Origin of the sequence: Mumia sp. ZJ1417, from assembly GCF_014127285.1 — a bacterium.
GTDB lineage: Bacteria > Actinomycetota > Actinomycetes > Propionibacteriales > Nocardioidaceae > Mumia.
Genome location: NZ_CP059901.1, coordinates 382,748 through 409,337, shown reverse-complemented (window position 1 = coordinate 409,337; position 26,590 = coordinate 382,748). Strand labels below are relative to the sequence as shown.

General features: G+C 67.6%; 27 protein-coding genes and 1 tRNA gene. 10 read left to right on the top strand and 18 right to left on the bottom strand.

Features of this window, described 5'->3' with window-relative positions; all coding sequences use genetic code 11:
* The first annotated feature begins 82 nt into the window (after positions 1 to 82).
* On the top strand, positions 83 to 796 hold the full coding sequence (locus H4N58_RS01925) for a CoA transferase subunit A (protein ID WP_167001296.1): 714 nt from the start codon (positions 83 to 85) through the stop codon (positions 794 to 796).
* Between the two features lies 1 nt (position 797).
* Positions 798 to 1,442: a CoA transferase subunit B gene (locus H4N58_RS01920; RefSeq protein WP_167249259.1), complete on the top strand. Its 645-nt coding sequence runs from the start codon at positions 798 to 800 to the stop codon at positions 1,440 to 1,442.
* 26 nt (positions 1,443 to 1,468) lie between these two features.
* Here H4N58_RS01920 and H4N58_RS01915 read toward each other — a convergent pair whose 3' ends face one another.
* The gene (locus H4N58_RS01915; RefSeq protein ID WP_182397131.1) at positions 1,469 to 1,726 is read right to left on the bottom strand and encodes a hypothetical protein; all 258 of its coding nucleotides are present in this window, start codon (positions 1,724 to 1,726) and stop codon (positions 1,469 to 1,471) included.
* 224 nt (positions 1,727 to 1,950) lie between these two features.
* Positions 1,951 to 2,151 carry a hypothetical protein gene (locus tag H4N58_RS01910; protein WP_167249261.1) on the bottom strand — a complete coding sequence of 67 codons (201 nt, stop codon included), beginning with the start codon at positions 2,149 to 2,151 and terminating at the stop codon, positions 1,951 to 1,953.
* Positions 2,152 to 2,158: 7 nt separating this feature from the next.
* Between H4N58_RS01910 and H4N58_RS20300 the strand changes: the two genes are divergently transcribed.
* The gene (locus H4N58_RS20300; RefSeq protein WP_208322838.1) at positions 2,159 to 2,380 is read left to right on the top strand and encodes a hypothetical protein; all 222 of its coding nucleotides are present in this window, start codon (positions 2,159 to 2,161) and stop codon (positions 2,378 to 2,380) included.
* A 247-nt stretch (positions 2,381 to 2,627) separates the two neighbouring features.
* On the opposite strand, the gene H4N58_RS01900 is transcribed toward H4N58_RS20300, so the two are convergent.
* Genes H4N58_RS01900 through H4N58_RS01890 form a run of 3 tightly spaced genes read right to left on the bottom strand, consistent with a single transcriptional unit; the run spans position 2,628 to position 7,509 of the window.
* The gene (locus H4N58_RS01900; protein WP_167249263.1) at positions 2,628 to 3,602 is read right to left on the bottom strand and encodes an ROK family protein; all 975 of its coding nucleotides are present in this window, start codon (positions 3,600 to 3,602) and stop codon (positions 2,628 to 2,630) included.
* A complete protein-coding gene (locus H4N58_RS01895) occupies positions 3,523 to 5,919 on the bottom strand; it encodes a hypothetical protein (RefSeq protein WP_167249265.1) in 2,397 nt (798 codons plus the stop codon). The genes H4N58_RS01900 and H4N58_RS01895 overlap by 80 nt, the downstream gene beginning before the upstream one ends.
* 18 nt (positions 5,920 to 5,937) lie before the next feature.
* Positions 5,938 to 7,509 (bottom strand): carboxylesterase/lipase family protein, encoded by a 1,572-nt coding sequence (locus H4N58_RS01890; protein WP_167249267.1) that lies wholly within the window; start codon positions 7,507 to 7,509, stop codon positions 5,938 to 5,940.
* Positions 7,510 to 7,884: 375 nt separating this feature from the next.
* On the opposite strand from H4N58_RS01890, the gene H4N58_RS01885 reads away from it, so the two are divergent.
* Positions 7,885 to 9,270, top strand: a complete 1,386-nt coding sequence (locus tag H4N58_RS01885; protein ID WP_167249269.1) for an alpha/beta hydrolase-fold protein — start codon at positions 7,885 to 7,887, stop codon at positions 9,268 to 9,270.
* Between the two features lie 73 nt (positions 9,271 to 9,343).
* A complete protein-coding gene (locus tag H4N58_RS01880) occupies positions 9,344 to 10,972 on the top strand; it encodes a carboxylesterase/lipase family protein (protein WP_167249271.1) in 1,629 nt (542 codons plus the stop codon).
* Between the two features lie 66 nt (positions 10,973 to 11,038).
* Here the strand turns inward: H4N58_RS01880 and H4N58_RS01875 are convergent, their stop codons facing one another.
* From H4N58_RS01875 to H4N58_RS01830, 10 genes are all read right to left on the bottom strand, one after another.
* Positions 11,039 to 11,710 carry a GntR family transcriptional regulator gene (locus tag H4N58_RS01875; protein ID WP_167249273.1) on the bottom strand — a complete coding sequence of 224 codons (672 nt, stop codon included), beginning with the start codon at positions 11,708 to 11,710 and terminating at the stop codon, positions 11,039 to 11,041.
* A 106-nt stretch (positions 11,711 to 11,816) separates the two neighbouring features.
* Entirely contained in the window at positions 11,817 to 12,773 is a 957-nt protein-coding gene (locus tag H4N58_RS01870; RefSeq protein ID WP_167249275.1) for a VOC family protein, read from the bottom strand.
* Between the two features lie 32 nt (positions 12,774 to 12,805).
* A complete protein-coding gene (locus tag H4N58_RS01865; RefSeq protein WP_255490686.1) occupies positions 12,806 to 13,882 on the bottom strand; it encodes a 4-oxalomesaconate tautomerase in 1,077 nt (358 codons plus the stop codon).
* Positions 13,879 to 14,595 carry a 4-carboxy-4-hydroxy-2-oxoadipate aldolase/oxaloacetate decarboxylase gene (locus H4N58_RS01860; RefSeq protein ID WP_167249277.1) on the bottom strand — a complete coding sequence of 239 codons (717 nt, stop codon included), beginning with the start codon at positions 14,593 to 14,595 and terminating at the stop codon, positions 13,879 to 13,881. Before H4N58_RS01860 ends, H4N58_RS01865 begins: the two co-directional genes overlap by 4 nt.
* Positions 14,592 to 15,338 (bottom strand): PIG-L deacetylase family protein, encoded by a 747-nt coding sequence (locus H4N58_RS01855; RefSeq protein ID WP_243845035.1) that lies wholly within the window; start codon positions 15,336 to 15,338, stop codon positions 14,592 to 14,594. Before H4N58_RS01855 ends, H4N58_RS01860 begins: the two co-directional genes overlap by 4 nt.
* A gap of 47 nt (positions 15,339 to 15,385) precedes the next feature.
* Positions 15,386 to 16,150 carry an NAD(P)-dependent oxidoreductase gene (locus tag H4N58_RS01850; protein WP_208322839.1) on the bottom strand — a complete coding sequence of 255 codons (765 nt, stop codon included), beginning with the start codon at positions 16,148 to 16,150 and terminating at the stop codon, positions 15,386 to 15,388.
* Between the two features lie 2 nt (positions 16,151 to 16,152).
* Positions 16,153 to 17,028, bottom strand: a complete 876-nt coding sequence (locus tag H4N58_RS01845; RefSeq protein ID WP_167249283.1) for an ABC transporter ATP-binding protein — start codon at positions 17,026 to 17,028, stop codon at positions 16,153 to 16,155.
* A gap of 4 nt (positions 17,029 to 17,032) precedes the next feature.
* On the bottom strand, positions 17,033 to 17,818 hold the full coding sequence (locus H4N58_RS01840; protein ID WP_167249285.1) for an ABC transporter permease: 786 nt from the start codon (positions 17,816 to 17,818) through the stop codon (positions 17,033 to 17,035).
* Positions 17,815 to 18,648 (bottom strand): ABC transporter permease, encoded by an 834-nt coding sequence (locus H4N58_RS01835; RefSeq protein WP_182397130.1) that lies wholly within the window; start codon positions 18,646 to 18,648, stop codon positions 17,815 to 17,817. Before H4N58_RS01835 ends, H4N58_RS01840 begins: the two co-directional genes overlap by 4 nt.
* Positions 18,649 to 18,694: 46 nt before the next feature.
* Positions 18,695 to 19,687 (bottom strand): ABC transporter substrate-binding protein, encoded by a 993-nt coding sequence (locus tag H4N58_RS01830; protein ID WP_167249287.1) that lies wholly within the window; start codon positions 19,685 to 19,687, stop codon positions 18,695 to 18,697.
* A gap of 248 nt (positions 19,688 to 19,935) precedes the next feature.
* Here H4N58_RS01830 and H4N58_RS01825 point away from each other — a divergent pair, with 248 nt between their 5' ends.
* Positions 19,936 to 21,603: a subtype B tannase gene (locus H4N58_RS01825; protein ID WP_167249289.1), complete on the top strand. Its 1,668-nt coding sequence runs from the start codon at positions 19,936 to 19,938 to the stop codon at positions 21,601 to 21,603.
* On the opposite strand, the gene H4N58_RS20845 is transcribed toward H4N58_RS01825, so the two are convergent.
* Positions 21,575 to 22,021, bottom strand: coding sequence for an FCD domain-containing protein (locus tag H4N58_RS20845; protein ID WP_370465463.1), 447 nt, complete (start codon positions 22,019 to 22,021; stop codon positions 21,575 to 21,577). The genes H4N58_RS01825 and H4N58_RS20845 overlap by 29 nt on opposite strands.
* A 361-nt stretch (positions 22,022 to 22,382) precedes the next feature.
* On the opposite strand from H4N58_RS20845, the gene H4N58_RS01815 reads away from it, so the two are divergent.
* Positions 22,383 to 22,574, top strand: a complete 192-nt coding sequence (locus tag H4N58_RS01815; RefSeq protein WP_167249291.1) for a tyrosine-type recombinase/integrase — start codon at positions 22,383 to 22,385, stop codon at positions 22,572 to 22,574.
* A gap of 93 nt (positions 22,575 to 22,667) precedes the next feature.
* Here the strand turns inward: H4N58_RS01815 and H4N58_RS01810 are convergent.
* Positions 22,668 to 22,740, bottom strand: a tRNA-Thr gene (locus H4N58_RS01810).
* Positions 22,741 to 22,891: 151 nt separating this feature from the next.
* Here H4N58_RS01810 and H4N58_RS01805 point away from each other — a divergent pair.
* From H4N58_RS01805 to H4N58_RS01795, 3 genes are all read left to right on the top strand, one after another.
* On the top strand, positions 22,892 to 23,167 hold the full coding sequence (locus tag H4N58_RS01805; protein WP_208322299.1) for a chorismate mutase: 276 nt from the start codon (positions 22,892 to 22,894) through the stop codon (positions 23,165 to 23,167).
* Complete coding sequence (locus H4N58_RS01800; protein ID WP_167001293.1) at positions 23,167 to 23,568, top strand: pyridoxamine 5'-phosphate oxidase family protein; 402 nt, start codon at positions 23,167 to 23,169, stop codon at positions 23,566 to 23,568. Before H4N58_RS01805 ends, H4N58_RS01800 begins: the two co-directional genes overlap by 1 nt.
* 120 nt (positions 23,569 to 23,688) lie before the next feature.
* Positions 23,689 to 24,771 carry a Fic family protein gene (locus H4N58_RS01795; protein ID WP_167001291.1) on the top strand — a complete coding sequence of 361 codons (1,083 nt, stop codon included), beginning with the start codon at positions 23,689 to 23,691 and terminating at the stop codon, positions 24,769 to 24,771.
* A gap of 201 nt (positions 24,772 to 24,972) precedes the next feature.
* On the opposite strand, the gene H4N58_RS01790 is transcribed toward H4N58_RS01795, so the two are convergent.
* Positions 24,973 to 26,511, bottom strand: coding sequence for an alpha/beta hydrolase (locus tag H4N58_RS01790; RefSeq protein WP_167001289.1), 1,539 nt, complete (start codon positions 26,509 to 26,511; stop codon positions 24,973 to 24,975).
* Between the last annotated feature and the right edge of the window lie 79 nt (positions 26,512 to 26,590).

The following is a 26,590-nucleotide window of genomic DNA, read 5'->3' as shown; positions in this document are numbered from 1 at the left end:
TCTGCCGGGTGGTTGACGCCGTACGGTGTGACGACGTTCACTCAGTGCGACCGACCAGTGAACACAGGAGTTCCGCGGACCTATGCGCAAGCTCAGAGAAGACGCGACCGAATCGCTCGACGGAGTGCTCAAGGACGGCATCACGATCGCCGTCGGTGGTTTCGGGTTGAGCGGCAACCCGTTCGACCTCATCGAGGCCGTACGCGACTCGGGGGTGACCGGGCTGACGATCGTCTCCAACAACATGGGCGTCGACGGCGCCGGTCTCGGGATCTTGCTGGAGAACAACCAGGTCGCGAAGGTGATCGCGTCGTACGTCGGCGAGAACAAGCTCTTCGCCAAGCAGTTCCTCGACGGGGTGCTGGACGTCGAGTTCGCGCCCCAAGGGACGCTGGCCGAGCGCATGCGCGCAGGAGGCGCGGGCATCGCCGCCTTCTACACCCGTACGGGAGTCGGGACTCAGGTCGCCGAGGGCAAGCCGACGGCCGAGTTCGACGGCGAGACGTACGTGCAGGAGCGGGGCATCGTCGCCGACCTCGCCCTGGTGCACGCGCACACCGCCGACCAGGCGGGCAACCTCCGTTACCGGCTCACGTCGCGCAACTTCAACCCCGTCGTCGCGACCTGCGGCAAGGTCACGGTCGCCGAGGCCGAGCATGTCCTCGACGGCTACCTCGACCCCGACGAGGTCGCGACCCCCGGCATCTACGTCAACCGCCTGGTGGAGGCACGCCCGCGCGTGAAGCCCATCGAGCAGCGGACGACCCGACCGAACCCCGCGAAGCAGGAGGCCTGACATGGCGTGGACGCGAGACGAGATGGCCGCGCTGGCCGCCCAGGAGCTGCACGACGGCGACTACGTCAACCTCGGCATCGGCATCCCGACGCTGGTCGCCAACCATCTCCCTGACGGCGTCTCGGTGGTGCTCCAGAGCGAGAACGGCATCCTCGGCATGGGCCCGTTCCCGTACGAGGGTGAGGAGGACGCCGACCTCATCAATGCCGGCAAGCAGACCGTGACGACCATCGACGGTGCAAGCATCTTCGACTCGGCGACCTCGTTCGCGATGATCCGCGGCGGGCACGTCGACATCGCCATCCTCGGCGCGCTGCAGGTCGCGGCCAACGGCGACCTCGCGAACTGGACCATCCCGGGCAAGCTCGTCAAGGGGATGGGCGGGGCGATGGACCTCGTCGCGGGGACGCGGCGCATCGTCGTCCTCACTGAGCACGTCGCCCGAGACGGCGCCCCGAAGATCGTCGAGACCTGCGAGCTCCCGCTCACCGGCGTCGGTGTGGTCGACCGGATCGTCACCGACCTCGCGGTCATGGACGTGACCGAGGACGGGCTCGAGGTCCTTCAGCTCGCGCCCGGCGTCACGTTCGAGGAGCTGACGTCGAAGACCGCCGCGCCGCTGCGGCAGGCCAGCGCCGTCGCGTGAGCCAAGGGGTGCCAGACGAGCGGGTCCTAGCGACGAGCCTCTGAACCGCCTGGGTCGGTGTCGCCGATCTCATCGACCCAGGCGGCGTGCTCGGCCCGCGCCCAGCGGCTCGAGACCCGTCCCGCGCGCATCCCCCGACGGGCTTCGGGGCCCTTGAGCGCGTACACGATGTGGCCGATCACGAGGATTCCGAGACCAAGCGCGAACCAGACGCGGACGAACGTCGCATCCGACCGCCACGACAGCCGGACCAGTGTCGGGCCAGCCGGATCAGGAAAGACCAACCGCCATGCGCGCCCTCGCCGACATTCGAACGACCACCAACGCCCAAACGCGACCCCGTCGATACCCTCCGCGACGTGATCACACGCGCCGCCGCAGCAACATGCGCGATTCACACACGACGCAAGGTTCACCACCGCGACCGGGCACCACAGTCAATATTCCGGCGCCCCGCTCAGCTGCGGTGACACCCAGCTGTGGCGCAGAAGGGATCCGTTGACGGTGTTCACCCCGTAAAGACGGCGCTCTCGTGATCAGAGGTCGGCGTGACCTCAACGGTCAGCGACTTGGCCGAGGTCAGCCCGTACCCGATCCAGAACGAGATGCGCTTTGCCGGCAGCACCACCCTTGTCGGGCTCCCGCCCATGTTGGAGTCGTAGATCTCGCTTCCCTCGGCGCCGTCAGACGACGCCGAGCTGGAGAACATCGTGATCGTGAAGGCCGCAGATGTGCCGGTGATGGACCGCGGCGGTGCCGTGGTGGCCACCCCACTGGTGACCACGGCAGTCGCCGGAGGCGAGAACCACATCACCACCGCCATGAGCGTCTATCCCATCGGGTCCGGTGCTCCGATGCACTCGCACAACTGCGACGAGCACGTGACGATCCTCGACGGAGAGGCCGAGGTGTGGTCGATGGTGAGGCGACGCGCCTGAAGCAGTACGACACGACGTATGTGCCCGCTCCTATCCCTCACTTTTTCTGCAACGTCGGGGATGTTCCCGCTGCGGATCTTGTGGGTATACACGTCCGGTCACGTCACACGGACGTTCACCGAGACCGGACTGACCGTCGAGCATCTGTCCGCCGAGGAGCAGATGGGCAAGGACTGAGACAGGCAGAAGCTGGCCGACGCGTGCGTGCGACCATCCCGCGCGTCGTGAGGAATGAGTCCGGCGGCGTCTACACGCTCGCCGCACGGTCGATCTCCATCGCCCGGACTAGCGCGCCAAGGGCCTCCGCCCGCTCGCCGAGGGGGCAGATCGAGATCTCGCTGAACGAGGCGATCCGCGGCATGACGGCGCTCTCGAACGCACGCTGAACAGGGGCAAGCAGCGCGTCGCCCGCGCGAGCAAGCGGTCCCCCGATGACGATGCGGCGAGGGTTGACAGTCATCGCAAGGAGCCCGAGACCTCGGCCGAGAGCGTCCGCAGCATCCCGCAGCGCGGCGAGCGCGACGGGATCCCTCGCCTCGATCAGCTTGATCGCCTCGTCCACCGTCACCGCTCGATCCGTGGCTGCGGCGATCGCATGGCGAACTGCCTCCGTCGAGCCAATCGTCTCGAGGCAGCCGCGTCGGCCGCACCGGCAGACCAGCGCGAGGCGCGGATCGACCGTCAGGTGCCCGATCTCCCCCGTCGTGCCGGCGCCCCCTCGCCACAACCGCCCATCGAGCACGATCCCAGCGCCCACCCCGGTACCGATCTTGATGAAAGCCAGTCCGTCACTCGTGTCATACACCCGCTGCAGCGCGACCGCGCCAAGGTTCGCGTCGTTCTCGATGACCGCGGGACAGCCGAGACCTTCCGACACGATGTCCCGAAGCGGTACATGTCCCCAGCCAGGCAGGATGGAGCCTCCGGTCACGGCGCCGGTCCGGACGTCGACGGGTCCAGGGACACCCATCGCGAGTCCGGTGATCCGTCCTCGGTCCAGCCCGGTCCGTTCACATCCCTCGTCCACGAGTCGTGCAATGAGCTCGATGGTCTCCGCGACGCCGTGCCGATCCTTCAAGGTGACAACGTTCTCGTCGACGACACGGTCGAGCGACGAGCCGATGAGGACTCGGACGTGCGTCCTACCGAGGTCGACGCCGATGCCGTACTCCTGGCGGTCGGGCGCCTGGGCCACGAGGTTGCTGCGTCGTCCGTTGGCCATACCTGAGGTGACGACGAGGTCGCCGGCCGAGGTGAGCTCCTGCACGAGACCGGACACCAGGCCCGGGGAGAGTCCGGTCGTCCGTGCGAGGTCGGCCTGGCTCCTCGGCGTGCCGTCCCTGAGCAGGTCGAGCAGTCGCTCGCGGTTCGCCCTGCGCAGGCCGGTGAGGGAGCCGGGGCCGGCATCGTCCCGTGTTGTCACGTCCCTCTCCTCTCCGTGCGGGCACGCGCCGCTGCACGCGGCCGTCACGCACGATAGCGCGCACGTCGCATCTTCTCGGGTCTTTCACAGGACCTCTGGTGTGAAGGCTGCTGGGTCGGCGGCCGCCCTGGTCGGGGGCGGCCGCCTCCCCGGTCAGGTCGGGACGAAGACCCACGCGAGGGCTTCCCCGGTCCCCGCCCGGTACGCCTCGTAGCCCGGCCGTGGCGAGGTCACCGGCTCGCTGGCGACTGCGGTCTGAATCGAATCGACGTAGGCCGGTCGCGTGTGCCACTGGTGGTTGTGGGACGTGTAGAGCGTGTCGTACGCACCGCTCGTCTCGGATCGCCACTCTGTCAGCGCTGTCCCGAACTCCTCGAGCGAGCCCGACAGCGTCAGGCCAGCAGCACCTTGTGTTCCGAGGGCATCGCCGGCGAAGGAGGACGCGCGACACCGGGTCGAGCAGGGTGACGGCGTCGTCCCTGACACCGGGAAGCGCATCCACGGCGAGACGGACACGCCGCCCATCCGTGTCGCGTCCGAGATCGATCGAGTCTCCTGGTCGCAGGGTCCTGACGTGTCGATGCTGACGTCCGACCTCGGCGCCCTTCGGCACCCAGACGTCATGGCCGGCGAAATTCCGGATTCCCGCGATCCCTGCGGGGTCACCGGAGGTGAGGACGACGTCGAGCCGGCGACTTCGCACCAGGCGCTGCGCGTACCGCGCGAGCCCTGGCGCTGCGCGACCTGACGTGATGAGGACCGCCTTGTTGGTCCCACGCACCAGGAAGGATGACTCCTCGGCCGAGTCACGGATCATCACCAACCCGGTCTTGATGTTGTTCAGGAAGGCGTACGGGTCGTCGAGGAACGGATCCTGCGGATAGCGGCTGGGGATGTTGATGCCGTGGAACTCGCGCAGGTCACCGTTGCCACCGGCCGGGCCACCCGGATAGAGGTTGGTGAGGCTGTAGACCATGCGTGCCGTGCCGCCGCTGATCCAGACGGCCTCTCGCCCGATCTCGTGGTAAGGATCCCCCAGGATGCCGCCGTCGAGTGCTCCACCAGCTGCCCTCGCCATGTCATCGAGGTACGAGAGGTCGAGAGGACGCCCATTGATCGGCGGCCTGCCTCGTCCGAACTGCTTGATCTGGTAGAAGTGCGCAGGCAGAAGGGCGAGCCCCTTCAGCGGCCTCAGATCACGACGCAGCTCATTGAGCATGTCGTGATACAGGGTCGTCGTGGCCGACGCGAAGTGTGCCCAGACGTACGCCGAGCCGATCGCGTCCCCGGTGGCGAGCATGAGGTTCGCGGCGTCGAAGTACCCGGTCGAGCCTGGCGTGTGGCCGTACATCGCGACGGCGTCGATCCGGCGACCGCCGAGGTCGACGTGTCCGACGGCCTGGCCCGAGCCGTTCGTGGTCGACCCGCCACCCTGCCGGATCGGCACCCACGTCGGCCCGGCCGTCGTCGTAGGCGTCCAGTCGAGATCCGGGTAGTAGAGCGTCCGGTCGGTCATCTGGAACGCCTTGCCCGTGTGGTCCCCGTGGCGATGGGTGATCGCCACGTCGAAGTCGACGGGATCCGGACGCACGGTTTTGCCGTCGTCCTCGTGCGAGAGCAGCCAGTGGCAGACCGCCTTGAGGTCGTTGACACCGATCGTCTCCGGGGTGTTCTGGGCGGTGTCGACGAGGAGTGCGCGTTCGGAGCCCTCGAACAGCCACATCGTGGAGCCCTGGGCGTACTGGCTGCCGTCCTGTCGCGGCGTCGTGAGCGCCATGTTCTCGACCCGCCAGGTGCGGTGGCCCCGCTTGCTGACGTGGATCAGGTAAGCCGTGTAGGCACCCCACGGGTTCGGCCCCGCGAACCCCGTCCCCAGGGGGCGGCCCCACGGGTCTTGGACGACCTCGACGAACCCGGGGACCAGGCGGTACCAGGAGATCGCCGACGCATGGCCGCCCTTCGATGGATTCGTACGTGCGGTGTTCGCGGCTGCGGTCGACGTCCCGCCGGCGACGCCTGCCGCGAGAGCGAACACTCCGGCGGCCCGCAGGACGTTGCGCCTGTTGATGGTCGACGACACCTCGTGCGTGCAGACGTCATGGTCGTGCTCTGTCATGTTCGATCTCCTTGGGCCTCAGGACAGCCAGAAGTCGCAGTGGTGATCGGCGCGAAGGGTGGTGACGGCCTTGCTCGCGCCACCGGCACGCAGGCTCATCACGCGCCGCTCTTCGCCGTAGGTCGGCCAGGCGGGCGCGCCCCGGACGTTCGGATTGCCGGTGCGGGCGAAAGCACCCCAAGAGCGCATCATCTGGTCGGAGAGCCGCTCCTGCGTCCGCGTCAACGGCCGCTCGCCGAGGGTGAAGTCGAACAGGTACGCGAGCTCCGCGCTGTGAGCGTTGGACATGTCCTCGCCCGGGATCGCGAATCCGTACAGAGTCGGCGAGGTCGGGTCGTCGAACTCGTATCGGTACGTCGGGGTCTCGGAGTCCATCGTCTCCGCGACTCGCTCGATCGTGCACGCCCGACCGGCGTCCGTCTGGACCTGGGTGATCGCGTCGTACGGGGTCTTGAACTCGCTCAGCGGGTAGCGCGCAAGGACCTGGTCCGCCCGATCTCCGTACGTGTCGCGGATCCGCTGCTCGTAGCCCTCGGCCGTGATGCCGGCCAGCGCTGTCGAGAGCAGGCGGTTCTCCGACTTCGTGGATCCTGTCATCAGGGGCACCTTGTTCCAAGTGCCGGCGGCGACCGCACCGGCGAACGTCACGGGCATCAGACCGCTCGCGGACTTGGAGGAGCCGGTGTAAGCACCCTGGTTCGCGACCAGCTTGCCGGGAAACGCCTTCCGCAGGCACGCGACCGCGGTCGCCGGGTCCGGGCAACCCACTGCCGTGGCGTAGGTCAGTCCTGTCTGCTCGGCGGAGGCGAGCGTCGGTCGGTTCGCGAGGCAGTCCTGGCTCTGTGCGATCGCGCGATGGAAAAGGCCCTTCGCCGACGGGATGGCCATCAGGTCACAGACGGCCTGACCCCCGGCGGACTGACCGTAGATCGTGACGTTGCGCGGATCTCCACCGAACTTCGCGACGTTGTCGCGCACCCACTCGAGCGATGCGATCTGGTCCATGCGGCCGTAGTTTCCCGAGCCTCCGGGCGTTGCCGAGCTCAGCGACGGATGGGCGAGGAACCCCAGAGCGCCGAGCCGGTAGTTGACAGACACCACGATGGTGTCGGTCTTCGAGGCCATCGTGCTGCCGCCGTAGATGACGCCGGTGCCCTGCGTGTGACCTCCGCCGTGGAACCAGACCATGACCGGCAGCTTTGAGCGCTTCCCTGGGTTCTTCGGCCGGTAGAGATCGAGGTACAGGCAGTCCTCACTTGTCGCCTGTTCCTCACGGACTCCCGTCGGCTCGAACTGCACGCAAGCCGGCGACTGCCGGTCGGCATCGCGGACCCCCTTCCACGAGGCAGGCTCCGCGGGAGCGGCGAACCGCAGGTCCCGCACGGGAGGCGCCGCGTACGGGACACCGAGGAACTGATCGGCGCTCGATGCGGAGACGCCGCGGATCGCACCGGCCTCGGTCGCGATGACCGGGCGCGACGCCCCGTCGCCGTGAGACCGACCCGCCGAGAACGTCGGCTGGGCGGCGCCGAGCGCGAGAGTCGTCGCAGTGCCCAACGCGACGAGGATATGGCGGACAGAAGGCTTCATGACGGTCCCCCTACAGGCCGAAATGGTGAGCGTGATGCGCCTCACACTGACCCAGCGCGAAGCCCCCTGTCAATCGGTCAGCCGACATCTTCCCTTCAGGGTATGAACCTACTGTCGACAATCTGGTCGCTGATCTGGCCGACAGAACTGTGAATATTTTGCCTCCGATTTGCGAAGGCAAGCGACTGCCTGCGCACGCGTGGTCGCCTGACATGACAGGTCAAATCGGCTCTGCGTTCAGATTATGAAGACTTGCAGTTACATACCGCTCTGCAGACTTCACGGTTTGACGGCCACATCAGAGCCGCCTAACTTCCCGTTTACGTGGCGTACATCACGTACGCGTCCATCGGCACACCACCGAGAGGCAGAACGATGTCGACCAGCTCCTTCTGGCGCAACGGACTTCGCGCCGCGGCGGCCATCCTCGGCGCCAGCGCGCTGACCGTCGTCGTCGCGGGACATGCAGCGACCCCTGCGGACCGCGGCGGCCACGACCGACGCCTTGGCACCAGCCCCGTCCTCAAGCACACCGGCAAGGCGCCCACCGGCTACTCGGTGACCTTCCGCTACTACGCCCCGACAGCATCACGGGTGCAGATCAAGGGCGAGTGGTCCTTCGTCCGACCGAGCGCCCTCCCGCAGGTCGCGAGCACGCCAGACCACACGGTGGAGTCGCAAGGCATCCTGCCCCTCGACTGGCGGCCTGGCGACGCCCCGATGCCCTACCCGAACTCGACCGACCCGAACTTCCCGGTCAACGACATGGCGAAGGAACGCAACGGCGTCTGGACCTTCACGACTCCTCTGCCGTCCGGCGTCTTCACCTACGCCTTCTTCGTCGACTGCCCGACGGACAACGGTGCTGGGTGCACCCCGGTCTCTGACCCGAGCAACGCACCGTGGAACGAGAAGAACGACACCGTGACGGGATCCGCCGTCCCCAACAGCCAGGTCTATGTGCCCTCCGACAGCCGCTTCGGCACCGTCGACTACTCATGGCAGGCGCCGGCGAAGAAGCAGGGCAAGCTGCGCATCGCCACGTACAGCTCGCCCGGACACGTCACGCCGGTCGACGAGAACCGGCTCGTGGTCTACACCCCGCCGTCCTACGACCCGCGCCGCTCCGAGCCGTATCCGACGCTCTACCTCAATCACGGCGGAGGGGAGAACGAGATGGGGTGGAGCACACAGGGTGACGTCAAGAACATCATGGACAACCTCATCGCCACCGGCGAGGTCGTCCCGATGGTAGTCGTCATGCCGAACGCCAACGGCTACCCGGCATCGACCGACAACGCCGCCTTCCGATCAGACCTCATCGACCGCATCATCCCGTGGGTCGAAGATCGCTATCACGTTTCAACAACCGCCGCCGACCGCGCCTTCTCGGGACTCTCGGCAGGTGGCCGCATCACCAACCACCTGATGCTGAACGACACCGAGCAGTTCGGCTACTACGGCATGATGAGCGCCGGCCTGGCTCCCGGGCAGACGCTCTCGGACGAGCAAGTCACCGCGCTGAAGAAGGTCTCGGTCTTCATCGGCGCCGGATGGCAGGACGTCATCTTCGCCAAGGGCTTCAACAACTTCCACACGGGGCCCGCGATGGAAGTCTCGACCTTCGTCGACGCGGGCGTCCCGGTGACGCCCGACTTCGTCCACGGCGGCCACAACTGGAACGTGTGGCGGCTCCTGCTCAAGGACTTCGTCACCCGCGTCGCCTTCCTGCCGCAGCCCTTCGCGTCATGGGAGGGCTGACGCGACTCCACGATCTCGTGCCGATGGCGGCACGGCTCTCGGGACCAAGACCACCAGTAGAGAGGAAGCATCCATGAGAAGACTCCACTCAACACTGCTCGCAGCGGTCTCCGGCGCGGCGCTCGTCGCCGTCGGTATTCCAGCCGCATCAGGGGTCGTCACCACGATCCGCCACGACGCCGGCGGCGAGTACGCGGGCCAGTATCCGGTGGTTCGCACCGACAAGGGACAGGTCCGGGGTGAGGCCAAGTCCATGGTCACCTCGTTCAAAGGCATCCCGTACGCCGAGCCACCCGTCGGCAACCTGCGGTGGAAGGCGCCACAGAGCGCCGAGTCGTGGCGCGGCGTCAGGGACGCCACCGAGTTCGGCGGCTCCTGCGTCCAGGGCAGCGGCTGGGATCCGGGGTACGAAGAAGTGACGTTGACCGAGGACTGCCTCTACCTCAACGTCTACCGCCCCACGAACAGCTCGAAGAAGAAGCTCCCCGTCTTCGTCTGGAACCACGGCGGCGGCAACACCGGCGGCGCGGGACGCGACACGAACCCCGACAAGTTCGTCACGAAGCAAGACGTCGTCTTCGTGACCATCAACTACCGCCTCGGGGCGATGGGCTGGCTCTACACCAACGGCATCAACCAGGACAACCGCGACGGTGCCGCCGGCAACTTCGGGATCCTCGACCAGCAGGCAGCGCTCAAGTGGGTTCAGAAGAACATCCGCTCCTTCGGCGGTGACCCCGACAACGTCACGCTCGCCGGTCAGTCCGCAGGCGCACGCAACACCTGCACCCAGCTCGCCTCACCCGGTGCGAAGGGTCTGTTCGACCGGGTCATTCTCCAGAGCGGCGGCTGCAACTCACCCGCGCGCACCCAGGAGGCCGCTGCGACCAGCGGCGACAGGTTCGCGGCCGAGCTCGGCTGCGCCACGGGTGCGGGCCAGACCGCGTGTCTGCGCTCGAAGAGCCCGGCCGAGGTGCTTGCGGCACAGCAGAAGGTCGGACAAAGCGCCTCGGTGTACGGCACCCGCGTGCTGCCCGAGGACCCGTTCGAGCTGTTGAAGGCCGGCAGGCTCACGAACCTGCCTGTCATCATCGGGGGTACCTCCGACGAGCGCCAGCAGTCCGTGTTCGGGCAGTACGACTATCGCGGAAACCCGCTCACCGAGGAGCAGGTGTCGGACCTGATCGACTCGACCTACGAGGACGGAGCCGATGCGGTCAAGGCCGCGTACGACGTCGGGGACTACCACTCGCCGACCGTCGCGTGGGGCGCGATCCAGAGCGACGAACGCGCCTGCACCGATCAGACGCAACGCAACCGGTTCGCCGCGGACACCCGCACGTACGCGTACGAGTTCGCCGAGAAGGACGGGCCTCCGTTCACCTCGATCTGGCGCCTGAACACCGACTATCCGTTCGGTGCCACCCACGTGAACGATCTCGGGTATCTGTGGGACTACCTCGGCACCGCGCTGCCGTTCAGCACCGATCAGGTCGACCTGTCGAACCAGATGATCAGCTACTGGGCGAGCTTTGCCGAGGTCGGGGATCCCGACGTCCGGCATGCACCTGACTGGCCGCGTTACCGCGTCGAAGGGAACCAGCTCCAGTTCGTCGCTCCGAGCGCCGCTGAGGTCTCGAGCACCGATATCGAGGCTTCGCACAAGTGCGAGCTCTGGGACGAGGTGAGCCCGGCAGCCTGACCGTACGACCTCGCGACCGCCGTCCGGATGCCGTAGGGGCTGTCCGGGCGGCGGTTCGCCGCGGCGTCACACCGCTGCAGCTTCTTGCGCCGCCGATTGACGCATCGCGTCGATGACACTTTCAAGGTGCCGTCGCACGGCAGCCGAAGCGGCGTCGGGATCACGTGCGCAGACCGCCTCGATGATCTCCAGGTGCTCCACGATGGAGACCTGCGGGCGGCCGGGCTTGGTGGCGAGCTTGAACTGGTGACGGACCAGCTGGCCGTGCAGGCGGTCGAGGACGTCGGCTGCTGTGTGCTGCCCGCTGAGGTCGCGCAGCGCCTGGTGGAGCCGCTGGTTGAGAGCCGAGTATCCGAACACGTCACCAGAGGCCACCGCCGTACGCATGTCCGTGCCGATCTGCCGGAGCATCACGATCGCCTCGTCGTCGACCCGCTCGGCGGCCTTCGCCGCACAGAGCGCCTCGACCACCATCCGTACCTCGTAGATCTCAGTCGCTTCGTCGAGCGAGATGACCCTCACCCGTGCGCCACGGTTTGCGATCCGCTCGACGAGCCCCTCGGTCGCAAGGCTGAAGAGCGCCGCACGGACGGCCGCGCGGCTCGCGTGGAACTGCTCGGAGAGGTCTGCTTCGACGAGCCGCTGGCCGGGAACGAAGTCCGCCCCAAGGATCGCGTCGCGGATCGCCGCCGTCACGACCTGGGGATCACTCGTCGGACGCTGGTTGCCTGCCGCCATGAGCGACCTCCCTCTATCCCTGCGCCGGTCCCGGATTGCCGACAATATTGACACAGATCATAGGTTAGGCGAGGGGTGGCGCGGCCCTGCCTCGAGCATGTCGACGTCATGCTTCTGGCAGCGGCGGTGTGCCGTGGGTGTGGAAGCTCTGGATCGTCTTCAGGCCCCACGCTTGCCCCTTCGCGCGCTCCTTCTCCGTCCAGGTGATCAAGGACCAGTCCGGCGCGAGCACCAGCCGCGTCAGCGGGTTGCAGAGCTCGATGCGGTTACCGCCGGGTTCGTAGACGTACAGGAAGAACGTCTGCTGGATCGCGTGCTTGTGCGGCCCGGTCTCGATGAACACGCCGTTGTCGAGGCACAGGTCGGCGGCGCGCAAGATGTCTTCACGTGTATCGGTGGCGAAGGCGATGTGGTGCAACCGGCCTGACGAGCCGGACCAGTCCTCGGTGTAGACGAGGTCGTACGACTTGTTGTTGAAAGTGAGCCACCGGGCGGCGATCTTGCCGGTGTCGAGCTGGATCTGCTCGGTGGGACGGGCACCCAGGACGTCGCCGATGAACTCGGCGTTGGGGAGGACCGATGCGGCCAGGAAGTTCACGTGGTCGAGCCGACGAACACCAACTCCTTGGCGAGGCTTCGCTTGCGGCTGGTTCTTGAGGCCCGGCGCAAGCTCGGGCGGGGCCTCGTACCACCTGGTCTCGTAGTACAGCCCGATCTCGTGGCCGTCGGGGTCGGTCGTCACGTACGTCCGTCCGGTGCCCGCACGGCCTTCCTCCCAACGGCCCACACCGCCCGACGCCTCGATCGCGCGGACGCGCCGCTGAAGCGCTTCCTCGCTCGAAGCGCGCAGGGCTGTACGGCCGAGGCCGGGCGTCTTGTTCGAGGTGACCACGATGCTCGTCTCCTCGTAGTCGTCGAAGGTCCGCAGGTACGCCGAGCCCGCATCACGGGAGGACTCGGTCAGGCCGAGGATCTCGGTGAAGAACCAGACAGTTCCGTCGAGGTCGGGCGTGAGCAGCTCGACATGGCCGAGGTGGGCGATGTCGCCCATCGGTGCCGGCATGGTGGTCTCCTTGTGGTCTCGATGGTTCGTTGTCACAGGGCGCGGGCGGGCCCGGCGTAGACGGTGCCGTCCATCAGCATCCGCGCAGTGCGGACGATCGTCGTCCGGGCGACTGACGGCGTGAGGTCTTCGGTGTCGTTGCCGGACGCGACCGCGACGTCGAGGAAGCCGGTGGGGTGCTCGATCCGGAGTGGACGGCCGGGGGCCGGGCCAGCAGCGAGCTCGTGGGCGACCGTCCCGGGAAGAGCGGCGGCCGCAGCGACGGTGGCGGCGCCGAGGACCCCGATCGCCTGGTGCACGCGGTGCGGGATGAAGCTCCGGGTCTGCAGAGTGCCACCGCCCTCGGGCGGAGAAACCAGCACGACCTTCGGCACGGTGGACGTGGCCAGGTCGGACGGAAGTCCCATCGCGGCGCTGGCCTCGGCGCGGATCCGACCGATTCGCGCGACGAGCGCTACGTCGGACTCGAGAGCGTCCGGGGACTCCGCGCCGGTACACCCGAGGTCGCCGGCGCGGACGATGACCGACGGCATCCCGTTGTCGATGCAGGTCACCGTCACGCCGGCAAGCTCATCAGTCAGGTGGCCGGTCGGCAGCAGCGGCACCGTCAGCGCCTGAAGGTCGATCTCCACCGGTGCCGCAGTGCCCGGCACGCCGGCGAGCTCCGTGTCTCCGTCGTACGTGACGACACCGCCAGGGGTACGGACATGGAGGGTCGCGCGACCGTCGTTGTTCACCATCCGCACCCGCACCTCCGTCACGCCGTCTCGCGCGAGGACGAGGCCACGCTCGACCGCGAACGGACCGACGGCGGCAAGGATGTTGCCACAGGTCTGGGAGGTGGACACGACCGGCGCATCGACGACAACCTGCAGGAATAGGTAGTCGACGTCGATGCCGGGTTCGTCAGAACGTGACACCACGCCAACCTTGCTGGTCAACGGGTGCGCCCCCCCGAGCCCATCGATCTGGCGCGGGTCAGGGCTGCCCATGACGCGCAGAAGAAGGGCATCACGTGCAGCGACGTCCGCCGGAAGGTCTTCAGCGAGAAATAGGCCGCCCTTCGAGGTGCCGCCTCGCATGAGTGCACACCGGACTCCGCTCGTCACGGTGCGCCCTCGGTGCTAGGCGCGGTCTGCTCCTCATGCGTGCGGTAGACGACTCCGAGCCGGTTCAGAAGCTCGCGCAGGTCGTACCGGTCCAGGCCGAGCTCACCCCGACCGAACGCTGCGCGCGAGGCTGCCTCCTTCGCGAGCCGCGCCTCGCAGGCCTCGATCGTCGTGCGAACGTCGGCCAGCGGGACGCGCACGACACCGTCGTCGTCGGCCACGACCACGTCACCGGGCGCGACGACCTGGCCCGCCAGGACCACCGGGACGTTCACCGATCCACCTGTCGCCTTGACCGTGCCTTCGGCGCTTACGTGCCGCGACCACGCACCGAAACCCATGGCACGCAGCTCAAAGGTGTCACGCACGCCGGCGTCGATGACGATTCCGACGACGCCACGGTGGGCTAGCGCGGTCGCAAAGAGCTCGCCGAACATGCCATGGGTGCTCGGGGCAGCGGTTGCCACCACCAGCAGGTCGCCGGGTCCGCACTGCTCGACTGCGGCATGGATCATCAAGTTGTCACCCGACCAGCACAGCGCAGTCACCGCGCCGCCGGCGATGGTGAGACCTTGCTGGACCGGACGCAGGTCCGGGCCGAGGCTGCCGGTGCGCCCCATCGCCTCGTGGATCGTGGCGACGCCGTAGTCGCGCAGACGCGCGACATCCTCGGGGTCAGGCCGAGGGCAGTCGGTCACGATGACGCCGCTCATGCGAGCACGTCCGTCACCTGCGGGAAAGGCCGCATGTAGGCCTCGCCGAACGTGGTGCTCGCCAGGCCGAGGTTCGGTCCGGCGTTGCGCTTGAGCTGCACGCCGCGTCGCTTTGCGAGGTCGGTGTAGTAGTCCCAGAGGTGATGCTGCGCGGCCAGACACTCCATCGCGGCACGCTTGGTGTCGAAAACCTCCGTGATGTCGAGGAGGACCTCGGGCACGAACCCGCACATCTCAGGCTGGTGTGGCTCGAAGTAGAAGACGGGCGGCGCGCCGAGCGGCTCACCATCGGCGGGATAGCCGACGGCCTGCGCGAGAACGCGAGCGTCGAGCGCCATCCGTGCGGCCGCCGGGTGGTCGGCGTTGTACGGATCATCGAGCGGGTGGGTCAGGACGACGTCGGGAGCGAGTTCGCGGTAGAGCCGGACCAACTGGTCGGTGAGCTCGGCGGTCGCGATGAGTGGGTAGTCTCCCGCATCGAAGAAGCGGACCTCGGCGCCAAGAGTCGCTGCGGCCTTCTCGGCCTCGTCACGACGGATCGCCTTGATCTCGTCCAGCGCGCGTCCTTCGCGCCAGGCGCGAGCAGACTCGCCCCGCTCGCCGAAGGTCAGGCAGGCGATGGTCACCGACTCGCCGCGGGAAGCCGCGAGTGCGATCGCGCCGCCGGCACGCCAGACGAAGTCGCCGGCGTGGGCGGTGATGACGAGGGTGGAGCGGGGTGAGCGGTCGGTGTCAACAGACACGGTGTTCCTTTCCCGGAGATTCAACGGTCTTGAGTGCACGTGCTGGGTCATGGTGGTGATCTGAGATCGTTCAGCCAGTCGCGGCTCGCTGCACTGACCCGCCCCGGAACACCGAGTGTGTCGAGCATCTGAACGGCCGCATCCATCTCGTGCGCCCGGCGGACGGCGTGGGCCCGGCTGCCCTTCTCGAACCGGTCAAGAGAGCCGGCGCTGAGCTGGTCTAGCTCGCGGGCGATCTCGGCGCGGATCCAGTCCTCGAGTCCAGCGGCGCGGCCGGCGGCGACGGCCTCGATGACCGCCGCCGCCATTCCTTTGTAGAGGACGCTGCGCATGAGCTTGCGTTGCGCAGCGACTCCTGGCGGACCGGCGAGCACGTCGATTTGCGTGCCGAGCGGTCGCACGAACGCGGCGTACGCCTCCGCGCCGGGGCCGCTCACGAGCATCGGCGTACGAATTCCATGCCCGGGGACGATCGACATCAGCGCGACGTCGGCGAACCGGACCTCGGGTGGGAGGACGTCTGCGACTTCGGACTTGCGCTGCGGCGAGGCGGTGTTGAGGTCGGCCCACACGGTGCCCGGCGCGCATGCCGGCCCTCCGACCCGAGCCGCGTCGAGGGCGTCGGCGGCACTGTTCACGCTGATCACGAGCGCAGCACCCGCGACGGCGTCGGCGTCGTCACGGCAACCGGTCGCGCCCCCCGGGGTTGCGACCACCGGGTCGTGGACACGGACGGTGACCCCGGCGCCGAGCAGGTCGGCTACCAGCGCCGTACCTGCCTCTCCGACCCCGAGAACCGCGACGGTCGCCACGCTCATACCTCCGCGGTCGACCGGACGCCCTTCTTCGCCGCCTGGATGAGCTCGTACACGCGGGCACGGAGCTCGGCGAAGCGAGGCGACGAGCGGGTCTCCAGCTGGAAGCGCTCGTCGGGCAGGTCGACGTTGACGTCCTCGAGGACGACGGTGGGGCGGTTGGAGAGCACGAGCACCCGTTGACCGAGGAACACGGCCTCGTCGATGTCGTGGGTGACGAAGAGGACCGTCACACCGAGACGTCGCCAGAGTTCGCGGACAAGGTCCTCGAGATCGGCACGGGTCTGGGCGTCGACCGCCGCGAACGGCTCGTCCATCAACAGGACGCTCGGCTCGTACGCGACGGCGCGGGCGATCGCGACTCGCTGCTGCATGCCTCCTGAAAGCTGCCACGGGTGAGCAGTCGACACGTCGGCAAGCCCCACGGCCTCGAGGGCGGCGTCGACCTTCTCTCGGCGCTCGGCGCGACGCAGGCCCTTTTCCTTCAGAGGCATCTCCACGTTCTGCCGCACGGTCATCCACGGGAAGAGGCTGCGTCCGTACTCCTGGAACACCACTGCCATGCCTTCGGGCGGCCCGTCGACGGACTGGCCGTCGAGGGTCACGCTGCCCTCAGTGAGGTCCAAGAGGCCCGCGATGCAGCGCAGCAGCGTCGTCTTTCCTGCGCCGGACGGTCCGACGATGCACACCAGCTCACCGCGCGACACCGAGAAGGTGAGGTCACGCACGGCTTCGACGTCGCCGTTGTCGCTGCGGTAGATCTTGCGCAGGCCGTCGACGTCGAGCGCGACGGGCGGCTGGGACGATGGGGGCACGGTGGTTCCCGTCTCTACGGTCTCGGGCGACGTCGGGCCGCCGCGTGTGGAGAAGGTCATGGGGTCACGCTCCTCGGTCGGCGCGTCGCAAGCCGTAGTACCAGGCGAGCGCGCGGTTCTCGACGATGCGGAAGATGGCCGAGAGAACGACGCCGATAAGCCCGAGCATGATGATGCCGGTCCACATCTGCGGGATCGCGAAGCTGCGCTGGAACTGCACGATGTCGGCACCCAGCCCGCTGTTGGCCCCGAAGAGCTCGCTCACGACCATGAGAATCACGCCGATCGAGAGAGCCTGGCGTGCTCCGGTGGAGATCTGTGGGCTCGCACCGCGCAGCACGACATGGATCAGCCGAGAGCGTGTGCGGAACCGGTAGCATCGCGCGGTGTCTAGCTGAACCTCGTCCAGGCCCCGTACGCCCTCGACAGTGTTGAGCAGGACTGGCCACAGGCAGCCCAGCGCGATCGTGACGATCTTCGCGGTGGCGCCGGTGTAGCCGGTGAACAGGGCGATGATGGGCACCAGGACGGGCGGCGGGATCGCACGGAAGAACTCCATCGACGGTTCGCAGAAGGCGCGGACGTTGCGCGAGAGTCCGATCGCTGTGCCGGCGGCAACGCCGACGACAACCGCGATCGTGTATCCGGTGAGCAGTCGTACGACGCTCGGGACGACAGAGTTGACGATCCGGTCCCACGTCCAGGTCTCGGGAAATGCCTCGACGATCTCCGAGAGCGGCGGCCAGAAGATGCTGGTGCTGTTGGCCGAGACGACCCACCACAGGGCGATCATCGCGACCGGCAGGCCGAGGGTCAGGGCGGCCTGGCGCGCGAGCGAGCGGACGGTCATGCGATCTCCCTCCGGACCGAGCTGTGCCATCGCAGGGCGCGGCGCTCGACGACACGGGCGAACAGATTGACGGTGATCCCCACGAGCCCGACGACGATGACCAGCGCGTACGTCAAAGAGACGGCGCCGGAGCTCTGTGCGACGCCGATGCGCTGTCCTAGGCCGGGGACGCCGATGATGAGCTCGGCGGTGATCTCGAGGATCAGAGCGACCGCAGCCGCGAGGCGGAAGCCGGTGACGACGTACGGGAGCGCGGTCGGCCAGATCACGGTGCGGACGATCGCGCGACGCGAGAAGCGATACGAGTGCGCGGTGTCGCGGACGACAGGGTCGACGTCGGCCACGCCGTATAGAACCTGGACGAGCACCTGCCAGAACGAGGCGTACACGACGAGGATCAGCGCCGACTGCGGCTGGCTGCCGTAGATCAGGACGACCAGCGGGATCAGAGCGACGGACGGGATCGGGCGCAGGAACTCCACGGTCGAGGCCGTGATCGCACGGAGCAGGGGGATGCTGCCGACCACGATGCCGACAGCGACTCCGGCCACCATCGCGATCGCGAGCCCGATGGCCCAGCCGCGCAGGGTGTCGCCGAGCGCGGTCCAGAAGGAGGGCTCTCCGAGCTGGTCCCACAGGGTGGCCAGCATCTCGCTCGCCGGCGGCAAGAAGCGGCTGTCGACCACGCCGACACGGGGAAGGAGCTCGATCACCAGGACAACGACCGCCAGCCCGAGGATGCCGAGCACGGTGTCACGGAGCCGGCCTGCCCGCCGTGTCCTGATCGGGCGGGTCACCGTCTGCGACGGGGCGGTGAGCGTGGCGCCCATGGTGTCACCTCCGGTGGTCGGCGCTCGTCGTCCTGGTGAAGGGTGGTCACGGCAGCAGAGCCTCGAGGTCCGGCTGCTTCGTGATCAGCTCGTCCTGCTCGGCGAGGTCGGCGAGCTTCTCGATGGACTCCGTCTCGAGCGTCGACGACCACCGCGGCAGGGCGACGGCCTCGGCGACCTTCGGGTCGATCTCGGTGTAGGTGCCGAGGATGTCGCGCACCTCGTCGGGGTGCTCCTGGGCGTAGTCGAGCGACTTGTTCATCGCAGCGGTGAAGCTCTCGACGACCTCGGGGTTCTTCTCGGCGTACGTCGAGGTCGTGAAGTACATCGCGACCTCGAGGTCGGGATCCGTTGCGACGTAGTTGGAGCTCACCTGGCGGTCGCCGCCCTGGGTCGCGATCGTGAGGAACGGCTCCACGACCTGACCTGCGTCGACGTCCCCCTTGGCGACCGCGGAGACGATGTCGGGGAAGGCAAGCTCGACGTACTCGATCGACGACGGGTCCCCACCGTCCTGCCGGACGGCCTCGTTGATGGTGGTGGTGTTGATGTTCTTCAGCGTGTTGACCGCGACCTTCTTGCCGGCGAGGTCGGCGGCGGACGTGATGTCGCTGTCGCTCTTGACGATGACACCACCGAAGTCCTTGCCCACCTCGCCGGTGGAGGTGACACCGGCGCTGACGACCTTGAGCGGCAGCCCCTGCGTGTTGGCGACCATCAGCGAGATCGAGTTGCTGAAGCCGAACTGGAACTGGTCGCTCACGACACCGGGAACGATCGCCGCACCGCCCTGGGCCGTCTCGAGCGTGAGATCAAGACCCTCGTCCTCGAAGAAGCCCTGCTCGATCCCGAGGTAGATCGGGGCGACGTCGATGATCGGGATCACCCCGACCGTCACCGACGTCGTCCCGTCCGCGTCGGCGGACGAGTCGTCGTCGCCGCCTCCGCACGCCGAGAGAGCGAGCGAGAGGGTGAGCGCGACGCCGGCGAGCAGGCGCAGAGATCGGCGGGACGAGCCGCGAGAGGACAACCGGTGCATGAGCACTCCTCGGGGAGCGGGCAACTGTGCCCGACGGACGTGATGCCTCGGGGCGAGGCGTGAGGCACGGTACCTCAGATTGTGAACAATTGTGAAGACGATATTCACAACAACTCTGATTCGAAGCCCCGCGGCGATGCTCTTTCGACAAAATTGGTGACGATCTCTTCTCCAATATCATCTATCGATGTAGCGTGCGTCACACCGGGTCGGGGCCCCCACCGGCCCTCCTCAGACAGGAGTGGTTCATGTCCTTGATGAAGCAAGCGCTCGTAGCGGGCGTCGTGATCTGCGGGATGTTGTCTCCGGCGATCCCCGCGGCGGCATCGGCTGGCCACGGGCCGCCGGGCAGCCCGAAGTCAGATGCCGAGGATGGTGCTCTCGCCTTCGACCCGGCTGCCTACACCGAGCTCACCGTCACGGTGGACGGTCAGCCGATGGCGGTCCGCTGGTACCGGGAGATCTGCTACGTCGCCGATCCGATCCTCATGGCCAAGACCCAGAACGGCCGCGAGATCGCGAATCCCGAGTGCGGCTACCAGAGCATGAACGTCTTCGTGCCCGAGTCGTCAGCCGAGAACCCCCGCACGGCGATCTACTTCGCCGTCAACAACAGCGGCTGGATGGCCAGCTACATCAGAGCCAGCGTCACTGACGGCGCAGCGTACGACTCGACCGCGAGCAACGTTGGCGCGGCGCTCAAAGCCGGGTACGTGTTCGTCGACGTCGCCAGCCGCAGTCGCGGGATCGTGGCCGCGGACGGCACCTACCCGGGCAAGTCGCCGGCGGCGGTCGTCGACGCCAAGGCCGCGGTGCGGTACCTGCGTCTCAACGATTCGGCCATGCCGGGCAGCGCCGAGCGGATCGTCGTCAACGGCACCAGCGGCGGCGGCGCTCTCACCGCAGCACTCGCCGCATCAGGAAACAGCCGCGACTACGACACGTACCTCGCGGACGTCGGCGCGGCGGGGATCTCGTCGAAGAGACGCAGCACGATCCGCGACGACGTGTTCGCGGCCAACGCGTACTGCCCGATCACGGACCTCGGAAACGCCGATATCGCCTACGAGTGGCTCTTCACGACACTCGGGACCCGGGCTACCACCAGACAGGATCCCGCTCCGGCCACGAGTGCCGCGATCGCGGCCGACTACCCCGCGTACCTCAAGAGCCTGGGGCTGCGGGACGCCGCCGGTCGCAAGCTGACGGCGGACACGATGCTGAAGATGATCCGCGACGAGGTGGCCCGGTCCGCCGAGACCTTCATGAAGGCCGCCCCGACCAACGTGGTCCCCGACCTGGGCGAGACCGTGCCCTCGGTCGGGCTGGTCAACGACTGGATCGACGTCGACAACGATCGGGACAAGGTCGTCTCGATCGACATGACCAAGTATCTGGCGTTCGTCGTCAAGCAGCGGGCGCTCAAGCCGGCCCCAGCGTTCGACCAGGTCGGCGTCAATGGGCTGACCGGCGGGGAGACCAACCTCTTCGGCACCGACGAACAGGTGTACTCCAACTTCACCGCGTACGCATGGAACAACAACTCGATCGCCGGCGACGGCACGGGAGTGGACGACACCGGTCTGACGTGGGCCCGCTTCCTCCGGCAGCGAGGAACGGTCGTCGACGAGCAGGTCGATCTGATCGACCCGATGCACTACATCGGGACGAACGCCGACACGGCACCGTACTGGTACGTCCGGCACGGAACGCGTGATCGGGACACGGCGTTCACGGTGTCGATCAACCTGGACAGCGCGCTCGAGTCCGACCGATCGGTCAAGGAGGTGGACTACCAGCTGGCCTGGGACAAGCCGCACGCCGGGAACTACGACGTACCCGAGGCGATGGCCTGGATCGCTGGCGCCCTCAGGGAGGCGGGCCCGGTCAAGGCGCCGACGACGCACGGCCACTGAACGGATCCGTTCGGCGCGCGCACGGCCCGTCTCGCGACGGGCGTGCGCGTGCACTCCATGGCGTCGGCGGCAGGATCCAAGGACTCGATGACGCTGGCGAGGTGCTGCCGCACGGCTGCCCCCGCGGCCCGCGGGTTGCCAGCCCAAACTGGTGGCGGACGAGCCGCCCGTGGAGGCGGTCGAGCACGTCGGACGCGGCTCGTTGCCAGCCAGGTCCCGCAGTGCCCGGTGGTCGTTGGTTGAGCTCGGAGTATCCGAACACGTCACCAGCAGCGACCGCCATGCGCATCTCCGCCGCAATCTGCTGAAGGAGCGCTCTCGCGGCATCGTCGACGCGATCGGCAGCTTTCGCCGCGCACAGCGCCTCGACGACCATGCGGACCTCGCAGATCTCGGTCGCCTCCTCCAACGAGACCACCCGGACGCGGGCTCCCCTGTTGGCGATCCGCACGAGGAGTCCTTCGGTCACGAGATTGCGGAGTGCGGAGCGCCTGGACGAGTCGTTGGCCCGGGGCGAACTCGGCGCCGAGGACGGCCGTTCGAATCACGTCGGGGACTGCCCCAGGATCGCTCGATGGACGCCGCCTCTTCCCTTCCCTCACACTCCTCGTGCTCAGGGTGCCCGGCGCCGAGGATCACCTGCGCCGGCCTTGACGGTGCTTCACAACTTTGGTCCCTTTCACGCGGTGAAGGAAGTTCGAATCGGCAAGCATCACATTCGAATTCCGAACCGCCCGATAAGCAACACGCTTGTGAACTGCTGATTCAATTCACGACCGATGGCAGCCGGTAGCAGCTGGGCTCGCGACTACCGCGCGTTCCAGCTGCTCCTGAAGCGGGCCGGCCTCCGGAGGATCCGCCTACACGATCTCAGGCACACCGCGGCCAGCCTGATGCTCGAGCACGGCGTCCCGGCCCGCGTGGTCATGGAGCTGCTCGGGCACCTGCTCGGGAGCGACAATGATGAGTAAGGCCACTCGAATGGCCACTCCGGCCGGATTTTTTGCCTGGAACCAACAGGCCAGAGGCTGCAGAAGCAGCCTCTGACCTGGACTTACTAGTTGAGCCGCTTGTCGGAATCGAACCGACGACCTTCTCATTACGAGTGAGACGCTCTGCCGACTGAGCTAAAGCGGCGACGGCCTCGCGAGGATCGCCCGCTGGCCGATGACGAGTGTATCCGAGACGGTTCGGGCGGCCCAAAACGGGGGCCGTAGACTCCTGTCGCGTGAGCGAACCCCTCGATCCGACGCCCGAGTCGACGCCCCAGATCACGCCCGACCCGGCGGTGATCACCGAGCTCGAGGAGATGCGGGCGAGCATCGACAACATCGACGCGGCGCTGGTCCACATCCTCGCCGAGCGGTTCCGGTGCACCAAGCGGGTGGGCCGTCTGAAGGCCGAGCACAACCTCCCGCCGGCCGATCCCGAGCGCGAGGCCCGTCAGATCGCTCGCCTGCGCGCCCTGGCGGTCGACGCCGATCTCGACCCGGCGTTCGCGGAGAAGTTCCTCAACTTCATCATCTCCGAGGTCATCCGCCACCACGAGGCGTTCCGAGGCTGATGCCGCGCCTCGCGTACGACGACCCGGCGCTGGTCATCTTCATGGGCGACCGCCACCTCGCCACGCTCACGACGCCCCGCAAGGACGGCACCCCGCACGTCGTCCCGGTCGGCGTCACGTACGACGCGGAGACGCGGACGGCGCGCGTCATCACGAACGACGGCTCGACGAAGGTCCGCAACATCGAGGCTGCCGGGGAGGGTGGCGCGCGCGTGGCGTTGTGCCACATCGACCGCGGCTACTGGGTCACCCTCGAAGGCGTTGCGCGCGTGAGCCGGGACCCGGACGAGATCGCCGAGTCCGTCCGCCGGTACGCCGAGCGCTATCAGCAGCCCCGCGAGAACCCGGACCGCGTCACGATCCTCGTCGACGTCGACCGCATCCTCGGCCGCTTGCCGTAGCCCGTACGGCACGGCAGCACCCTCGGGAAACATGTTCGGTGCTTCACCATGTCCGGACGACATGTTAAGTTTTCCTCGTTCTTTTAACGTATCCGGAGAACCAGTCGAAGGAGTTAACACATGTCGTGGGACCCGGAGATCCCGTACAACGACCTGCCGCCGTTGCCTCCCCTCGACATCGACCTCGAACCCAAGCGCGTGCTCAAGGCAGCGATCGAGGCACGTGCCGCCTTGGCGACACTCGCTCAGGCCGGTCGGCTGCTGCCCAACCCGAACGTCCTGATCCATGCCGTTCCTCTCCTCGAGGCGCAAGCCAGCTCCGAGATCGAGAACATCGTCACCACGGCGGACGAGCTCTTCAAGCATGCCGACTCCGAGGGCGGAGATCACGCGACGAAAGAAGCCCTACGCTACCGGGGCGCGCTCTTCGCCGGAGTCGACGCCATCAGGAAGCGGCCACTCTCCACGCGGACCACAGCGATGATCTGCACCCGTCTCCAAGGTCGCGAGATGGACGTGCGCGCAGTGCCGGGTACGAGGATTGCGAATCCCGTGTCCCGAGAGATCATCTACGCTCCACCCGAAGGCGCCTCGTTGATCCGCGAGAAGCTGGCAGCCTGGGAGCGCTTCGTCCACGCCGAGGACGACCTCGACCCGCTCGTACGGATGGCGGTCGCCCACTACCAGTTCGAGGCGATCCACCCCTTTCACGACGGCAACGGGCGTACGGGGCGTGTGATCAACATCCTCATGCTCATCGAAGCCGGGCTCCTCGACGAGCCGATTCTTTATCTCTCCCGGTCGATCATCGCCCGTAAGAACGACTACTACCGGCTTCTGCGTGCCGTCACCGTCGACGGTGACTGGATCGAATGGATCCTCTACATGCTCTCGGTCGTCAGTGAGTCCGCGCTCTCCACCACACGCAAGATCAGCGCGATCCGCTCGTGCCAGGACGAGATCGCCGAACGAGCGCGGACGGCAACGCCGGGCGGCCGCGACGCGCAGTTCCTCGCCGTGCTGTTCGAGCAGCCGTACTGCCGGATCGGCACGGTGGTCGACCGATGCGACGTCTCACGACAAACGGCCTCGACATGGTTACGCGCTCTCGTGGACGTCGGTCTGCTGCACGACATCAAGGTGGGTCGCGAACGGCTCTTCGTCAACCACGAGTTCCTCGACGTGCTCACCCGTCCGGAGTGACTTCCTGAGACCCGACAAGACGATGAGGCGTTTGGGCCAGCATGTGGGCGAAACGCCTCGTCGTTCGTACGGCGAACGTGGAAGCCGGGCCGGGTGCGGACGGGGGAATCGCACACCCGACCCGGCGATCGGGGGTCGGTCTCCACGAGGCGGGGGCCATCACGCGGCTCGCGCCATGCCCCTACTCGATCAACGGCGGGGTCAGCACGTCAAGCCCTCGCGGGGTGGAGTCCCGGTGACGAGGTAGTCGTCGATCGCGTCGTCGACGCACTCGTTGCCCATCGCGTAGCCGGTGTGGCCGTCGCCGTCGCGCGTCACGAGCACCCCCGACGCGAGCTGTTCGGCCATCGCCTCGGACCACTGGTAGGGCGTCGCTGGGTCTCGCGTCGTGCCGACGACCACGATCGGTGGCGCGCCCTCGGCTCGGATCTCGGGTGCCTCCTGGGCCGGCTTGATCGGCCACGCGGTGCACGTCACTGGCGACCAGGCGAAGTTGTCACCGAACACGGGCGACACCGAGTCGAACTCGGGCACCGACTCGCGCGCCTGCTCGAGCGTCATCGTCGAGGGGTCGTCGAGGCAGTTGACCGCGACGAGCGCGATGACCGAGTTGTCTTCGTAGCCGTTCTCGCCGCGCGAGAGGTAGGTGTCGGCGAGGAAGAGGAGCTGCGTGCCGTTGCCCCGGAGCCCCTGGCGGAGTGCACGGGTGAGCAGCTCCCAGTAGTCGGCGTTGTAGAGGGTCACGGCGATGCCGTAGAAGCCCATCGCCTCGGTCAGCGGCCGACCCTCGGTCGAGGTCTTCAGCGGCGTGGTGTCGAGACCCGAGAGGAAGTCGGACAGGCGCTGCTGCGCCGTGTCGACGTCGTTGCCGAGCGGGCAGTCGGCCTGCTTGGTGCACGACTCGAGGTAGGCCCGAAGCGCGGTCTGGAAGCCCTCGGCCTGGCCCTTGTTGAGGCCCTCGGAGTCGAGCGACGGGTCGATGGCACCGTCGAGCACGAGCCGACCTGAACGCTTGGGGAACAGCTGGGCATAGGTCGCGCCGATCATCGTGCCGTACGAGGCGCCGAAGTAGCTCAGCGTCGGATCGCCCACGACGGCGCGCAGGATGTCGAGGTCCTTGGCGACCTCGACAGTCGAGACGTGGCCGGCGAGCTCGCCACCCTCGGACTCGCACCGCTCCCCGAGCGTGAGCGCCGCGTCGTAGAACGCTTGCTCCTCGGTCGCGTCGTCGGGAGTCGGGTCGGTGTTGACGTAGGCGTCGAGCTGCGCGGTCGTCGCGCACTCCAGCGGTGTGCTCGCACCGACCCCCCGCGGGTCGAAGCCGACGACGTCGTAGGCGTCGAGGAGGTCGTCGCCGGCGACCGCGGTGAACTGCGCGACGTAGTCGACACCGGAGCCGCCGGGACCACCCGGGTTGATGAACAGCGACCCCCGACGCGCCCGCTGGTCACCTGCAGGCAGCCGCCTCATCTTGAGGGTGAGTCGCTCACCGATCGGATCGGCATAGTCGACGGGTACCTCGGCGCTCGCGCACTCATAGCGGCCGCACGCGGTCCACGCGACGTCCTGCTCGTAGAACGTGGCGAGCTCCGGAGCGACGTCGCCGCCGGTCGCCGAGGTCGGAGCGTCGGATGGCGCTGTCGCGGACAGCGCCGAGTCACGCGTGTCCTCGGCACTGCCGCAGGCGGCGACGAGGACCAGACCTGCGAGAAGACCCGCGGCACTCTTGCGACCACGCACTCCGTGCTCCCTCCGTGAAGGCGAACTCGATCGTGCATGCCACCGTACGGGAGTTCGCCGACGACGGTCGGCGGGCGTC